Below are 15,281 nucleotides of genomic sequence, written 5' to 3'. Positions count from 1 at the left end.
GTGAGGCCGGCTCCCGGGCGGGGGCCGGCCCCACGCCTGTCCCGGCACGGGCGCACCGCAGATGCCCACATAAGGGACACAACGTCCGGTTTGCCATCTCTTGACCATTGAGCCCATAGCACATGGCCGGGGGCCGTCGTTGAGGGGGATACATCGGTCAGGGGATCGGTGCAGGGCATCGATGACAGGAGCACTCCATGAACAGGAAACTCGCCTCCATCCTCTCGGCAGCAGCCATCTCAGGCCTGGCCGCGCCCCTCAGCGCAGCACCGGCCACGGCTGCGACGCCGAGCGTCGGCGTGTCTGCCTACGCCTACGGCACCTACGTCGTCGTGGGTGGCCTCGTGAAGTCCGGACCGACGGCAGTGGTCACCATCGGCTGCACGACCGCCTTCGGCCGCACCGTCACGGGGTCGACGGCAGCCGTCAACGTGCCGGGGGCCGCATCGGTCGGTGCCACCCGCACCAGCGCATCGACGGCCCTCGGGTCCACCGGGCACTCCAGCCGGGCCAGCTCGACGACAACGGGAGTCAGCCTCCTCGGCGGCCTCGTGCGTGCGGACGCGGTCACCTCGACGAGCGCCGCCGCCCGAAGCGTCGCCGGCGCGCTGACCGGGTCGAACATCTCACAGCTCGCCGGGCTCAAGGTGGGCGGTCGGGCGCTCAACGCCACGCCCGCACCGAACTCCGCCATCTCGCTCAAGACGTCGACCGGTGCCGCGCTGGCGACGGTCTACCTCAACCAGCAGTCCAAGGCCCTCGTCGGAAACGACCTGCAGGTCAGCACGGTGGCCCTGCGGGTCGTCGTCACCGGCAAGAACTCGCTCGGTCTGCCCATCGGCTCGCGCGTCGACGTGGGGGTCTCTCGTACGGCGCTGTCACGGCCGGTCCTGGGCCTCGTCGGTGGGTCCGGCTACGCGACGTCGGCAACGCTCGCCAACGGGGCGGTCGCGTCCAGTCGCACCGCGCTCGCCTACCCGCCGTGCACCGGTGGCTCCGGCACGGCGACGCTCGCCACGGCAGGCGTGCCCGGAGTCGTCTCGACGGGCACGACAAGGACCGACGTGCTGTCCAAGGCGACGCCGACCTCACGCAGTTCGTCGGTGAAGAACACCATCGCCGGTCCGCGGGTGCTCGGCGGGCTGGTCAGCGCCGACACCGTCATCGCGCAGACGTCGGTGAGCCAGTCGGCGCCGGGGGCCATCCCGGTCGTGACCGATGCCTCGCACTTCGTCGGCCTGCGGATCGCAGGACTGCCCGCCATCACCTCGGCGGTGCGCCCCAACACGGTCGTCACCGTCCCCGGTCTCGGGCGCGTCACCCTGCACAAGGTGGTCCGCACCGCGAAGTCGGTCGACGTGGTCATGATCGAGGTCGTCACCGACCGCGTCCTCGGCTCGCTGCCCACCGGGTCCGTGGTCCGCATCGGTGCCTCGACGACGTTCGTCAGCTGACCCTCGCCAGCCGTTCGGCCTCACGACGGTGACCGCGGACCTCGGTCCACGGCCACCGTCGTGCTCAGGCTGGCTTGGGAGTGGGCCAGGGCCACGCGGTGCAGCCCTTGAGACCGTAGGTCTGCTGCATCATCACCGGCGCCACCTTGCCGGGCCCGCCGCAGTAGGCGTGTGCGTGGCCGATGCCGTGGCCCACCTCGTGGTTGACGAGGTACGTGCGGTAGGCGGCGATGTCGTTGCCGTAGGCCTTCGCGCCCGTCACCCAGCGGCGCAGGTTGAGCACGACCCGACCGGAGTTGTGGCAGCTGACCTGGCCGCGTGTCTCCAGCGGCGCACAGAGCCGGTCGGTCGTGTCGGGGCTCGCCAGGGTGATGCGCAGGTCGACGTCGGCGCCCTTGGCGGCGGTGTCGGGGGAGACGTTGACGAACCGGACGCCGTCCTTGGCCTGCCAGCCGCGGGGATCCGTGAGCACCCTGCCGACCACCGCGGCCAGGTCCTCACCCCGGACGTCCACCCCGCCCTCCAGCTCCACGGTGTAGCGCACGGTGCGACCGGTGGTGGGCGTGGGGCGCAGCGCCGACGCCGGCATCGCCACGACGGTGAACCTGCCCGAGCCCGACTCGATCACGGCTCCCTTGGCGTCCTTGCCGTCCCCCGCTTCGCCCTTGCCGGCGCCCGGGTCCGAGGGCCGCGACCCACCGCCGATGGCCGAGTCGCTGGCCGTCTCGGGCACCCGCTCGACCTGGTCGAGCGTCACGGTGGGGCCGGTGCCGGCGCTCAGCGAGACGTGGGACGCCCGCAGCAGCGAACCATCGCCGACCGGCTCGTTCGCGCCCGCACCGGACACCGTCCAGAGGTCGGCGGCCAGGCAGACGACGACGGCCAGGCCCGCCCACGAGCGACGGCGGCGGATCGCCTGCCGGTGCGCTGTGGCCGGGCGGTCGACCGCACTGCCAATCGCCATGAGATGCACGGTAGTTCACGTACCCGCCGCCGCGACGCAACGGGCGCCTGACCCGCCGAGGTTCCCCCGATTTGGCCGGCGACCGGTGCAGACCGTACTGTTGGCAACGACCAATGACCGCCGGTTGGGGGACGTGGGTGACCACGACCTCCCGAAGGTCCCGCACGATGCGGGCAGCCAGCGCAGGACACTCAGCCTCACGGCATGCCACCGAGTATGCCGCTGCGAGCCCCGAGCGCCCTGCGCCGGGGCTCTTTTCGTGCAGGCCCTCCGGGCTTCTCCGACCGGCGGCACCACGCAAGGGAAGGAGGCCCAGATGGCGAACTCCGAGAAGGACGGTGCCATTGCCGAGATCACGGACAAGTTCCGTGAGTCCGGTGCGGCCGTTCTCACCGAGTACCGCGGTCTGACCGTGGCCCAGCTCTCGCAGCTGCGCACCTCGATCCGGGAACACGCCACCTACGCCGTGGTCAAGAACACGCTCACGGAGCGCGCCGCCAAGGAGGCCGGTATCACGGCCTTCGACGGCCACCTCCAGGGCCCGTCGGCCATCGCCTTCATCACCGGTGACCCGGTCGAGGCGGCCAAGGGTCTGCGTGACTTCGCCAAGGCACACCCCCTCCTCGTGATCAAGGCTGGCGTCCTCGACGGCAAGTCCTTGAGCCCCGAGGACATCACGAAGCTCGCGGACCTCGAGTCCCGCGAGGTTCTCCTGGCCAAGCTGGCGGGCGCCATGAAGGGCTCCCTCACCAAGGCCGCGTACCTCTTCGTCGCTCCTCTGTCGCAGACGGCCCGCGTGGTCGACGCCCTGCGCCAGAAGGTCGAGGCGCAGGGTCCCGCCACGGAGGCTCCGGCCGCCGAGGCAACCACCGACGTCGCCGAGGGTGGCGACGAGAGCTGACGCGCTCTGGCGTCCGCTCGATTCATCAATCAGCCACTCACGGCAAGTAACAGGAAGGAAGCCACCATGGCGAAGCTCAGCACCGACGAGCTCCTTGACGCTTTCAAGGAGATGACCCTCATCGAGCTCTCCGAGTTCGTGAAGCAGTTCGAGGAGACCTTCGAGGTCACCGCTGCTGCCCCCGTTGCCGCCGCTCCCGCGGCCGGCGCCGGCGGCGCTGCCCCCGTCGAGGAGGAGGAGAAGGACTCGTTCGACGTCGTTCTCGTCGCCGCCGGGGACAAGAAGATCCAGGTCATCAAGGAGGTCCGTTCGCTCACGAGCCTCGGCCTCAAGGAGGCCAAGGACCTCGTCGACGGCGCCCCCAAGCCCGTTCTCGAGGGTGTCGACAAGGCTGCGGCCGAGAAGGCCAAGGAGCAGCTCGAGGGCGCCGGCGCCACCGTCGAGCTCAAGTGATCTGACCCGGCTCTGCTGGGATCACTGCTCTACCGCGAAGGCGGGTCCGACCACACGGTCGGGCCCGCCTTCCGCTGTCCGCGCCGTCACGGGGCGCAGCAGCGCTCGCGGCGTGGAGCGTCGGCGGCCGTCCCAGCCCACTGCTCCCTCGCGTATGCCGTGTGGCCGCCTCCGATGCCGTCCCACCGCCACGCCCCGCGCCCTCTCCCACGGTCGAGTGGGCACTTTCCCACGCCTCGATTCGAGGTGGTGCGTCGCGGCCTGGCGCGACGGGATACTCGATCGGGCTTTGGGCTCAGGCGTGCTGGAGGGCGTCCTCGAGGGCGGCGAGGACGAGGGCGACGCGGTCGGGGCGGGCGTTGTGGCCCATCAGGCCGATGCGCCAGACGCTCGATGCGAACTCGCCGACGCCGGCGCCGATCTCGACGTTGTGCCGTTCGAGCAGGTAGGCCCGGACGGCGGCTGAGTCGACGTCCTCGGGCACCCTGACGGTCGTCAGCTCGGGCAGCCGCGCGCCCTCCTGGGCGAACAGGGCCAGGCCCAGCTCCTGGAGCCCGTCCTGCAGGAGGCGGCCGGCTTCGGCGTGGCGGTCCCACACCTTCTCGAGGCCCTCGTCGGCGATGCGCTGCAGACCGGCGTGCAGGCTCACGACCATGGCCGTGGGTGCGGTGTGGTGGTAGGTGCGCTTGCCCGACCCGGACGCCTCGCCGACGTAGCCGCCGAGCAGGCCGAGGTCGAGGTACCACGACGACGGCTTCTCGACCCGCCGCTCGAAGGCACGGTCGCTGATCGTGAAGGGCGCGAGGCCGGGGGCGACGCCGAGGCACTTCTGGGTGCCGGCGTAGCCGATGTCAATGCCCCAGTCGTCGGCGCGCAGCTCGATCCCGCCGATGCTCGTGACGGCGTCGACGAGCAGCAGCGCGTCGCCCTTGACGGCGCCGAGGGCGGCGATGTCGGACCTGACGCCCGTGGAGGTCTCGGCGTGCACGGCGGCGATGATCTTGGGTGACGGGTGCGCCGCCGCAACGCGCGACGCGTCGACGGGCGTGCCCCACTCGTGGTCGACGCGGACCACCTCGGCGCCGTGGCGGCCGGCCACGTCGACCATGCGTTCGCCGAAGAGCCCGTTGACGGCCACGACGACGACGTCGCCGGGGGAGACGGTGTTGACGAACGCCGCCTCCATGCCCGCCGACCCCGTGGCCGACAGGGGAAGGGTTCGGCGGTTCCCGGTGCCCCAGACGTGCCGCAGCAGGTCGCACGTCTCGTCCATGATGGCGAGGAAGTCGGGGTCGAGGTGCCCGAGCAACGGCGCGGCCAGGGCTAGGGTCGCCTCGGGGTAGGGGTTGCACGGACCGGGGCCGAAGAGGTGACGGTCGGCGATCCGGCGGGACGTGGTGGCAGGTGGCGTGGCGGTCATCAGAATCCGGCTCCGGGGTTGAGGATGCCCTGTGGGTCGAGGGCGTTCTTGATGCGGTGGGTCAGGGCCATGACGTCGGGCCCGAGCTGATCCGGCAGGGCGGCGCGCTTGAGCCGGCCGATGCCGTGCTCGCCGGTGATGGTGCCCCCGAGCCGGATGGCGAGACTCATCACCTCCGAGAAGGCTTGCGCTGCACGCTCTCTCGCCTCTGGGTCCCCAGGTGGATAGACGATCACGGGGTGGGTGTTGCCGTCGCCGGCGTGGGCCACGACGGGGATCTCGACGTCGTGGCGCCGGGAGACCTCGGCGATGCCGGTGAGCAGGTCGGGCAGTCGCGGCACGGGCACGCCGACGTCCTCGAGCAGGATCGCGCCGCGCCGTTCGATGGCGACGATCGCGGCCCGACGAGCGGCGACGAACAGCTCGCCCTCCGCTGCATCCGTCGTCGTGAAGCACTCGCGGGCGCCGCCCGCCTGGCACAGCCGCTCCATCGCGGCGATCTCCTCGCCACGCGCGGCGCCCGGAGCGTCCGACTGCGCCAGGATCATCGCACCGGCGTCGCGGTCCAGGCCCATGCTCCTGTGGTCCTCGACGGCGTTGACGGACGCCTGGTCCATCAGCTCCATCATCGAGGCGCGCAGGGTGTTGCCGATGGCGACGACCACCCGGGCCGCGTCCTCGACCGTGTCGAAGGTGGCGACGAGCGTCGCGGGCGGCGCCTGGGCAGGCACGAGCCGAAGCGTCGCCCGGGTCACGACGCCGAGAGTCCCCTCGCTGCCGACGAAGAGCTTGACCAGCGAGAGGCCCGCAGTGTCCTTGACCCGCTGGCCGCCGAGGTGCACGAGCGTGCCGTCGGCCAGCACGACGTCGAGGCCCAGCACGTAGTCGGTGGTGACGCCGTACTTCACGCAGCACAAGCCGCCGGCGTTGGTGGCGACGTTGCCGCCGATCGAGCAGATCTCGAAGGACGACGGGTCGGGCGGGTACCAGAGCCCGTGTTCCGCCGCTGCCTGCTTGACCTCGACGTTGAGCGCGCCGGCCTCGACGACCGCGGTGCGGGTGGCCGGGTCGATCTCGACGGCGCGCATGCGCTCGAGGCTGAGCACGATGCAGCCGTCGATCGCGTTCGAGCCGCCCGAGAGCCCGCTGCCGGCCCCGCGGGGCACGACCGGCACGCCGTGTTCGCCCGCCCACCGCACGGTGGCCTGCACGTCGGCGGCGCTCGTCGCGCGGACCACGGCGAGCGGCATACCGGCGCCGGCGTCAGCCGTGTAGTCGAAGCGGTAGGCGGCCACGCTGTCAGGCTCGGTCAGCAGCGCGCCGGCCGTCAGGGACCGCGCGAGCCCGTCGAGGGCCCTCAGGTCAGGAGCGTCCTTGCTCACAGTCGTCACCGGACCACCGTAACCACGACCGCCCGGCTGCCGACGCACCGAGGCCCCGGAAGTGCTGCGGCCACGCGCCGCTGGTTCGTCGATCCCCTGACCGGTCCCGGTAGGTTTGCCCGCATGGGATGGCTGTCGCGCACCTTCAGGCCCGCTGCCGAGCAGGATGCCGCGAGCAGAGACCGTGCCGACGGCGGCGCGTCCGCGACTGTCCCGCCCCTCCCGTCGCTTCCGGTCGCACCATCCGCATTGCCGACGACGGGAGCGCCCGGCGGGGGAGTGCGCGGTCCCACGGGTCGGTACGGGCCGCTGGTCTGCATCACCCGCTTCGACACCGCGCCTCCGGAACTCGAGTGGCAGCTGCCGCTCAACGGCGAGCTCTACCGGCTGATGCCGGGCTCCGACCGTCCGGACTACTCGCTCCTCGTCCTCGAGCGGCCGCTGCACTTCTACCCCCGTGAGGGCTTCGAGCTGCGCCGGGTCGAGGCAGCGCAGCAGGTGCAGGACCGCAAGGGCCGCACCATGGTCCGCGTGCACGCGCTGCTGCTCTGTGCCCGCTTCGTCGGTCAGCAGCTGCACCCCGGCATGACCGACCTGGCGGTCAACCTCGCCTACGTCATCGACAACTCGCTCGCGCGCGACCCGGAGGTCGACTTCGCCAAGATCGAGGTCGCCGGCACGGGCTTCCTCAGCGAGGGACACGCGCCGCGCCCGGCCGAGCCGACCCAGCGCCCGACCGCCCAAGCGGCCGCCGAACCGACCGCCCAGCCGGCCGAGCCACCAGCCCAAGCACCGGCCGACGTGGCTGTCCACGAAGCGATCACGCCGGTGCCGGCGCCCGCCGAGCAGGCCGAACGGCATACGCCCTCGGATCTCCTCGACGAGCTCGCCGCCACCCTGCGCCGCGGCGTGGAGGAGCAGCGGGGGGCGCCGGTCCGGACGATGACCGCAGCGCTCACGGTCGATGCCGAGCACCGGCTCACGGGCATGTCCGGGAACGCCGACGGCGAGGCTCCGGTCCCGACGCCCGAGACGTTCGGCCGGCTCAGCGAGCTGCTGGCCCGTCTGGCCGGGTACGGTGCGGCCGGCCGGGTCGCGGCCGTGACCGTCCGCGTGGACGGGGACTCCGTCAGCCACGAGGTCACGCGCAGCCACCCCTGACCGCGCCGCTCACGCCGCTCCCGACCACTCGCTGTCAGTCCGGCGCGACCTCGCGGCTGGCGCGGCCTACGTGCTCAAGCGTCCACGAGCGACCGTCCAGCGTGAGGCCGTCGGGGTCGTGCTCGGCGAAGAGGTCGTGGCGCGGCGTGCAGCGCAGGACGCCGGTGACGCCGTGGGCACGAACTCACCGTAACTTCCCCGCCGTCCCGTCGTTTCCCCCGTAGCCGAGTCGAGACGGCGGAAAGTCATGGTGGATGCCACATGGGTGTGGAGATCGCAGTCACGGGTCTGACGAAGACCTTCGGCTCGCAGACGATCTGGCGGGACGTGACCCTCACGCTTCCCGCCGGGGAGATCTCGGTCATGCTCGGGCCCTCGGGCACCGGCAAGTCCGTCTTCCTCAAGACGCTCGTCGGGCTGCTCAAGCCCGACGCGGGGTCCATCGTCATCAACGGGCGCGACCTGACCCGTCTGCGCGAGTCCGACCTCTACGAGGTGCGCAAGCTCTTCGGCGTCCTCTTCCAGGACGGCGCGCTCTTCGGCTCGATGACCCTCTACGACAACGTCGCCTTCCCGCTGCGCGAGCACACGAAGAAGACCGAGGCCGAGATTCGGCGCATCGTCACCGAGAAGATGGAGCTCGTCGGCCTCTCGGGCGCCGAGGGCAAGCTCCCCGGTGAGATCTCCGGCGGCATGCGCAAACGCGCCGGTCTCGCCCGCGCCCTGGTGCTCGATCCCGAGATCCTCCTCATCGACGAGCCCGACTCGGGTCTCGACCCGGTGCGCACCTCCTACATCAACCAGCTCTTCATCGACCTCAACGCGCAGATCGACGCCACCTTCCTCATCGTCACCCACGACATCAACACGGCGCGCACGGTGCCCGACAACATCGGCCTGCTGTACCACAAGCACCTCGCGATGTTCGGGCCACGGGAGATGCTGCTCAGCTCCGAGGAGCCCGTCGTGCGCCAGTTCCTCAACGCCCAGACGGTGGGCCCGATCGGCATGTCCGAGGAGAAGGACGCCGACGAGCTCGCTGCCGAAGAGGGCCAGGAGCTTCCCCCGCTGCCCCCCATCGCCCTGCAGCTCGGAACGAGCGACGGGTCGCGCCGCCGAGCCCAACGTCCGGCGGGCGAGTGGTGCCGCGTCCACGGCATGACCCCTCCACCCGGCTCGTTCCTGTCCGACAAGGCCGGTGTGCTGGGGGTCCGCTCCCAGGCGTCGGCGCCGACGACGTCGGTCCAGCCCAATGGCACGGCGACGTCGCCCGAGCTCGTGGGGGAGGTGAGCTGACGTGGCCGCGCCCCTCACCGGCGTCCTGCGCCAGTCGGGTTCGCTCTTCGCGCTGGCCCTCGACGTCATGCGGGCCGTGCCGAAGCGGCCGTTCCAGGTCAAGGAGTTCATCCAGCAGGCCTGGTTCATCGCCAGCGTCACGATCCTGCCGACGGCCCTGGTGTCCATTCCCTTCGGAGCCGTCATCGCCCTCCAGCTCGGCACGCTCACGCGCCAGCTCGGTGCCCAGTCCTACACCGGTGCCGCCAGCGTCCTCGCCGTGCTGCGCGAGGCCAGCCCCATCGTCACCGCCCTGCTCATCGCCGGGGCCGGCGGCTCGGCCATCTGCGCAGACATCGGCTCGCGCAAGATCCGCGAGGAGATCGACGCGATGGAGGTGCTCGGCATCAGCCCGATCCAGCGCCTCGTCGTGCCGCGAGTGCTCGCCTCGATGCTCGTGGCGGTGCTGCTCAACGGCCTCGTGTCCGTCGTTGGCGTCGTCGGCGGCTACGTCTTCAACGTCATCGTCCAGGGCGGCACGCCGGGCGCGTACATCGCCAGCTTCACGGCGCTCGCGCAGCTGCCCGACCTGTGGACCGCCGAGATCAAGGCGCTGATCTTCGGGGCGATCGCGGCCGTGGTCGCGGCCTACAAGGGCCTCGGCGCGGGCGGAGGCCCGAAGGGCGTCGGCGACGCCGTCAACCAGAGTGTCGTGATCACCTTCATGCTGCTCTTCGTCGTCAACTTCGTCATCACGGCCGTCTACTTCCAAGTCGTCCCGCAGAAGATCTGAGAGGCGACGATGGCGACGAAGACCGACAACCCCGCGGGTGAGCGGCTGCTGCACCTCGCGACCCGGCCCTCCCGCGCCCTCGACTCGCTCGGCGAGCAGATGCGCTTCTACGTCCGCTCGCTCGCGTGGAGCGGTCGCACGCTGCGCCGCTACAAGAAGGAGGTCGTGCGGCTGCTCGCCGAGGTCTCCCTCGGCACCGGCGCCCTGTCCGTCATCGGCGGCACGGTGGGCGTCATCGCCTTCCTCGCCTTCTTCACCGGCACCGAGGTGGGGCTGCAGGGCTACTCCTCCCTCGAGCAGCTCGGCACCGGTGCCTTCACCGGCTTCTTCTCCGCCTACCTCAACACCCGCGAGATCGCCCCGCTCGTCGCCGGGCTGGCGCTCGCGGCCACGGTCGGCTGCGGCTTCACCGCCCAGCTCGGCGCGATGCGCATCTCCGAGGAGGTCGACGCCCTCGAGGTCATGGGCATCCCCTCGCTGCCCTTCCTCGTCACGACCCGCATGATCGCCGGCTTCATCGCCGTCATCCCGCTCTACGTCCTGGGCCTGCTGAGCTCGTACGCCGCCACACGGTTCATCGCGACGGCGTACTTCGGGCAGTCGGAGGGCACCTACGACCACTACTTCCACCTGTTCCTGCCGCCCGGTGACGTGTTCTGGTCGTTCGTCAAGGTGATGGTCTTCGCGGTGGTCATCATCCTGATCCACTGCTACTACGGCTACAACGCCTCCGGAGGCCCGGCCGGTGTCGGCGTGGCGGTCGGCACCGCCGTGCGCACCTCGATCGTCGCCATCAACATCGTCGACTTCTTCCTGTCCCTCGCCATCTGGGGCGCGACGACGAGCGTGAGGATCGCCGGATGAGCGTCACGAGCGACACGAGTCCTGGGCCGCTCACCCAGCTCACGCGCTGGCGTATCGGCGTCAAGGCATACGGCATCGTCTTCCTCGTCGTGCTGGCGCTGCTGCTGGGGCTGGCGATCGCCTCCTTCCAGAAGCGGTTCACGCCAGTCGTCACGGTCACGCTCGAGACCGACCGGCTGGGCAGCCAGCTGCAGGAGAGCTCGGACGTGAAGCTGCGCGGCCTGCTCGTCGGCGAGGTGCGCCACGTCGAGGCGACCCCGACGGGCGCCCGCCTCGAGCTCGCGCTGCAACCCGACGAGATCGCCAGGATCCCCGCGAACGTCAGTGCCCGGCTGCTGCCCAAGACGCTCTTCGGCGAGCGCTACGTCGACCTCGTGACCCCCGCCTCGGCGAGCCGGCCGATCCGTGCCGGCGACGTCATCCCCCAGGACCGCAGCCGTGTCTCCATCGAGCTCGAGACGGTCCTCGACAACCTCTACCCGTTGCTGCGCACCGTCCAGCCGGCCAAGCTCGCGACCACCCTGGGTGCCCTGTCGACGACGCTCGACGGCCGCGGTGACCAGATCGGCCGCAACCTCGTGCTCGTGGACCGCTACCTCAAGGCGCTGAACCCGAGCATGCCGACGATCCAGCGGGACATCACCCTGCTCGCCGACACGGCGGACCTCTACGCCGGCGTCGCCCCGGACTTCTTCCGCCTCACCGAGTCGCTGCGGGTCACCAACAAGACGATCGTCGAGAAGGACCAGCAGCTCGCGGCCTTCCTCGTCGGCACCGCGGGCTTCGCCAACGAGGCCGCCGGCTTCCTGCGCGACAACGAGCAGCGGATCATCCAGGTCGGGCGGGTCAGCAAGCCGACCCTCCAGCTGCTCGCCGAGTACTCCCCGATCTACCCGTGCGTGGCCTCGGGGCTCGTCAACTGGCTTCCACGCGCCAACGCGGCGTTCTCCGGCGGCACCTTCCACATCACCCTCGAGGTCGTGCCGCCCCGGCAGCCGTACCGGCCGGGGGAGGAGCCGCGCTGGGACGACAAGCGCGGCCCGCACTGCTACGGGCTGCCGACCCCCAACGGATCGCAGTCGAACCCCTTTCCGGGCAACCACTTCGACGACGGCACCCAGCCGGCGAGCAACGCGCCCACCTTTTCCGCCGTGCCCCGGGCGCTGCTCGGCAACGCCTCCGCCAGCGACTCCGGCAGCTCAGGCACGGTCGACGAGCAACGCGTCGTCGGCGCCCTCCTGGCCCGCGACGGCCAGCCGGCCGCCCAGGGCGCGAACGGCATCCAGACGCTGCTCGCCGGCCCGCTGATGCGGGGCACGGTGGTGAGCACCCGATGAAGGTCAAGGGATCGCTCGTCAAGCTCATCGTCTTCGCCGCCGTCACGCTCTTCGCGACGAGCATCCTGGCGCTGACCATCGCCAACATCCAGCTCGGCTCCAAGGCGACCTACGCGGCGCTCGTCACCGACGCGACGGGCGTCATCCCCGGCCAGGACGTCCGGATCGCTGGCGTGCGGGTCGGCGAGGTGACCGACGTGCGCGTCGCGCGTGGGGCCGCCTCCGACGGGGCGACGGCGGAGATCGACTTCTCCGTCCTGAAGAGCTCGGTGCTCACGCAAGGCACCGAGGTGACCGTGAAGTACCGCAACCTCGTCGGCCAGCGCTACCTCGCGCTGACGCAGGGCACGGGGGCGCCGACGGCGCTGCCCGACGGCTCGACCATCCCGCTCTCACGCACCCACCCGGCGCTCGACCTCACCGTCCTGTTCAACGGTTTCAAGCCGCTCTTCGCGGCGCTCTCGCCGAGCGACGTCAACGAGCTGTCCGGCCTGCTCATCCAGACCCTGCAGGGCGAGGGCGGCGACCTGAACACCCTCCTCGCCAAGACCGCCAGCCTCACGTCGGCCATCGCCGACCGCGACGCCGTCATCGGCCGCACCATCGACAACCTCAACGCCGTGCTCGGCACCGTGGACGCCCACGACCAGCAGCTGCTCTCGCTGATCGACCAGCTCCAGCGCTTCACGAGCGGCCTGGCCGCCGACCGCGAGACCATCGGCCGCTCGCTGTCCGGGATCAACACCCTCTCCGCCGAGACCGCCGACCTGCTCGTCTCGACGCGCCCGCTCATCAAGGACGACGTCGCCCAGCTGCGCACGCTAGCCACGACTCTCAACAAGCCGGCCAACGTCAAGGAGTTCGAGGACTTCATCACCGGCGCTCCGACGCGCATCACCACCCTGACCCGCACCGCCACCTACGGCTCGTGGTTCAACTTCTACCTGTGCAAGTTCGACACGAGGAGCCCCGTCCTGCCCGGCGTGAGTCCCGCCTACGACGTCTCGTCAGCGAGGTGCCAGCCATGAGCATCCCCTTCCGGGAGCGCAACCCGGTCCCGATCGGTGCGGTGGGACTGCTCGTCATCGCCGTGCTGCTCTACCTGGCCTTCAACGCCTCGAGCCTGCCCATCATCGGCGGCGGGACGGCATACAGCGCCGCGTTCTCGGAGGCCGGCGGCATCAAGCCGGACGACGACGTGCGCATCGCCGGCGTCAAGGTCGGCAAGGTCACGGGGGTCGACCTCGAGAACGGCCACGTCCGCGTCGACTTCACCATCACCGAGGACGCGAGCTTCGGCCCGCAGACCGGCGCCTCCATCCGGATGAAGACGATCTTGGGCGAGAAGTACGTCGCGCTCGACCCCAAGGGCCAGGGGCAGCTGGACCCCGACGCGCAGATCCCCGTCTCGCGGACCGTGAGCTCCTACGACATCGTCAACGCGTTCCAGGACCTCACGACGACGACCGAGCGCATCGACACCGACCAGCTCGCGAAGTCCCTCAGCGTCATCGCGACGGAGTTCAAGGACAGCCCGCAGTACGTCAGGGCCACCCTGGACGGTCTCGGCCGGCTCTCCCGCACCGTCGCCAGCCGCGACGCCGAGCTCGGCTCGCTGCTCCAGCGCGCCAACCGCGTCAGCGGCCTGGTGCGAAGCCGCAACGAGCAGGTGAGCACCTTGATCAAGGACGCCGACCTGCTCATGCTCGAGCTGGTCAAGCGTCGCGACGACATCCGTACGCTGTTTCGCAACACCTCGGCGCTCGCCCGCCAGCTGACCGGCCTTGCCCGCGACAACCGCGCGCAGCTGAAGCCGGCGCTCGACGAGCTCGACAAGACCCTTGCGCTGCTCCAGAAGCACGACACCGACCTCGAGAAGACGATCCAGGCGATGGGCCCCTTCACCCGGGTCTACGCCAACACTCTCGGCACCGGTCGCTGGTTCGACACGTGGGTCTCCAACCTCATCGTCCCCGTCGGCACCCCGGGGCTGGCCCTGCCCGGCACGAAGCTGCCCGACCTGCTTCTTCCCGGCCTCACCGGAGGTGGTCGCTGATGCGCGCGCCCCAGCCGTCTCGTATGCCGTTCGGCCGGCTTCACGCCCCCGCGACCGCGCTCGGCCGGCTGGTGACCGCTCTGGTGGTCATCGGACTTGTCGCAGCCGGCGTCGTCTTCTGGCCGCGGCAGACCCAGACCACCGTGAGCGCCGACTTCACCCGGGCGGTCGGTCTCTACCCGGGATCCGACGTGCGCATCCTCGGCGTGAAGGTCGGTCAGGTCGACACGGTCACGCCCGAGGGCGACCACGTGCACGTCATCTTCAGCTACGACGACGAGTACCGCGTCCCGGCCACGGCCAAGGCAGCCATCGTCGCCCCGTCCCTCGTCTCGGACCGCTATGTCCAGCTGCTGCCCGTCTACCAGTCGGGCCCGGCCCTGACCGCCGGGACACGGATCCCCATGGAGCACACCGCAGTTCCGGTCGAGCTCGACCGCGTGTCGCAGAGCCTCGACGACCTCATGGTCGCGCTCGGTCCCGACGGGGCAAACAAGAACGGCGCGCTCAACGAGCTGCTGCACACCTCCGCGGCCAACCTCGAGGGCAACGGGGACCGGATCAACGGCACGGTCCACGACCTCTCGACGGCCCTCTCGACGTTGTCGGGCAGCCGCGACGACCTCTTCGGCACGGTCAAGAACCTCCAGTCGTTCACCTCGATGCTCGCCGCGAACAACGGCCAGGTGCGCCGGCTCAACTCCGACCTCGCCACGGTCGCCGGCCAGCTGAGCGAGGAGCGCGAGAACCTCAAGGACACCCTCCAGAGCCTCGGGGTGGCCGTCGACGAGGTGTCGGGCTTCGTCTCCGACAACCGGGCACTGCTCAAGAGCGACCTGGACCGCGCGGTGGCGGTCACGAACACCCTCGCCAAGAACCGCCAGGCCCTCGCGCAGGTGCTCGAGAACGCACCGGTCGCGCTGTCGAACCTCCAGAACGCCTACCACCCGCAGACCGGCACCCTCGACACCCGCAACAACGCCAAGGGGCTCGACGACCCGCTGCTGCTCGTGTGCTCGATCCTCACCGGGCCGACGCAGACCGGCAACACGAAGCTGTGCGACTCCCTCAAGAAGGCGCTGCTGCCGAAGCTGCCCACCCTGCCGACCCTGCCCAGCGGCGCTGCGCTGCAAGGCGTCCCGCAGCCGAGCGGTCTGGTCAACCTGCGCGGCGCCGACCCTACACTCGGCGGACTGCTCGGAGGCTCCCGATGACGTATGC

General features: G+C 70.7%; 14 protein-coding genes. 11 read left to right on the top strand and 3 right to left on the bottom strand.

The features are described 5' to 3' along the window. The first annotated feature begins 197 nt into the window (after positions 1–197). Positions 198–1,454: a choice-of-anchor P family protein gene (locus tag AC3WRT_RS04275; protein ID WP_492719486.1), complete on the top strand. Its 1,257-nt coding sequence runs from the start codon at positions 198–200 to the stop codon at positions 1,452–1,454. Positions 1,455–1,518: 64 nt separating this feature from the next. Here AC3WRT_RS04275 and AC3WRT_RS04270 read toward each other — a convergent pair whose 3' ends face one another. Further along, complete coding sequence (locus AC3WRT_RS04270; RefSeq protein ID WP_492719484.1) at positions 1,519–2,418, bottom strand: DUF3152 domain-containing protein; 900 nt, start codon at positions 2,416–2,418, stop codon at positions 1,519–1,521. A gap of 316 nt (positions 2,419–2,734) precedes the next feature. Between AC3WRT_RS04270 and rplJ the strand changes: the two genes are divergently transcribed. Next, positions 2,735–3,319, top strand: a complete 585-nt coding sequence (gene rplJ, locus AC3WRT_RS04265; RefSeq protein WP_492719482.1) for a 50S ribosomal protein L10 — start codon at positions 2,735–2,737, stop codon at positions 3,317–3,319. Positions 3,320–3,385: 66 nt separating this feature from the next. Further along, on the top strand, positions 3,386–3,772 hold the full coding sequence (rplL, locus tag AC3WRT_RS04260; protein WP_492719479.1) for a 50S ribosomal protein L7/L12: 387 nt from the start codon (positions 3,386–3,388) through the stop codon (positions 3,770–3,772). A 295-nt stretch (positions 3,773–4,067) separates the two neighbouring features. Here the strand turns inward: rplL and AC3WRT_RS04255 are convergent, their stop codons facing one another. Both AC3WRT_RS04255 and AC3WRT_RS04250 read right to left on the bottom strand, forming a co-directional pair. Next, positions 4,068–5,192 (bottom strand): pyridoxal-phosphate-dependent aminotransferase family protein, encoded by a 1,125-nt coding sequence (locus AC3WRT_RS04255; protein WP_492719477.1) that lies wholly within the window; start codon positions 5,190–5,192, stop codon positions 4,068–4,070. Continuing rightward, positions 5,192–6,583, bottom strand: a complete 1,392-nt coding sequence (locus AC3WRT_RS04250; protein ID WP_492719473.1) for an FAD-binding oxidoreductase — start codon at positions 6,581–6,583, stop codon at positions 5,192–5,194. Before AC3WRT_RS04250 ends, AC3WRT_RS04255 begins: the two co-directional genes overlap by 1 nt. 114 nt (positions 6,584–6,697) lie before the next feature. On the opposite strand from AC3WRT_RS04250, the gene AC3WRT_RS04245 reads away from it, so the two are divergent. The 8 genes from AC3WRT_RS04245 to AC3WRT_RS04210 all read left to right on the top strand — a co-directional run bounded on the left by AC3WRT_RS04245 (position 6,698) and on the right by AC3WRT_RS04210 (position 15,274). Next, the gene (locus AC3WRT_RS04245; RefSeq protein WP_492719471.1) at positions 6,698–7,735 is read left to right on the top strand and encodes a hypothetical protein; all 1,038 of its coding nucleotides are present in this window, start codon (positions 6,698–6,700) and stop codon (positions 7,733–7,735) included. A gap of 261 nt (positions 7,736–7,996) precedes the next feature. Then, entirely contained in the window at positions 7,997–9,031 is a 1,035-nt protein-coding gene (locus AC3WRT_RS04240; RefSeq protein ID WP_492719469.1) for an ABC transporter ATP-binding protein, read from the top strand. A 1-nt stretch (position 9,032) separates the two neighbouring features. Beyond that, positions 9,033–9,803, top strand: coding sequence for an MlaE family ABC transporter permease (locus AC3WRT_RS04235; RefSeq protein WP_492719467.1), 771 nt, complete (start codon positions 9,033–9,035; stop codon positions 9,801–9,803). A gap of 9 nt (positions 9,804–9,812) precedes the next feature. After that, complete coding sequence (locus AC3WRT_RS04230) at positions 9,813–10,667, top strand: MlaE family ABC transporter permease (protein ID WP_492719465.1); 855 nt, start codon at positions 9,813–9,815, stop codon at positions 10,665–10,667. After that, positions 10,664–12,004: an MCE family protein gene (locus tag AC3WRT_RS04225; RefSeq protein ID WP_492719463.1), complete on the top strand. Its 1,341-nt coding sequence runs from the start codon at positions 10,664–10,666 to the stop codon at positions 12,002–12,004. Before AC3WRT_RS04230 ends, AC3WRT_RS04225 begins: the two co-directional genes overlap by 4 nt. Continuing rightward, the gene (locus AC3WRT_RS04220; protein ID WP_492719461.1) at positions 12,001–13,032 is read left to right on the top strand and encodes an MCE family protein; all 1,032 of its coding nucleotides are present in this window, start codon (positions 12,001–12,003) and stop codon (positions 13,030–13,032) included. The genes AC3WRT_RS04225 and AC3WRT_RS04220 overlap by 4 nt, the downstream gene beginning before the upstream one ends. Next, complete coding sequence (locus AC3WRT_RS04215) at positions 13,029–14,060, top strand: MCE family protein (protein WP_492719459.1); 1,032 nt, start codon at positions 13,029–13,031, stop codon at positions 14,058–14,060. Before AC3WRT_RS04220 ends, AC3WRT_RS04215 begins: the two co-directional genes overlap by 4 nt. After that, positions 14,060–15,274 (top strand): MCE family protein, encoded by a 1,215-nt coding sequence (locus AC3WRT_RS04210; RefSeq protein WP_492719457.1) that lies wholly within the window; start codon positions 14,060–14,062, stop codon positions 15,272–15,274. The genes AC3WRT_RS04215 and AC3WRT_RS04210 overlap by 1 nt, the downstream gene beginning before the upstream one ends. Positions 15,275–15,281: the final 7 nt, after the last annotated feature.

The organism is Terrabacter sp. FW104-15G4B, assembly GCF_058790095.1.
Note: the sequence above shows the minus strand (reverse complement) of the source record. Positions and strands in the feature narration are given on the sequence as shown.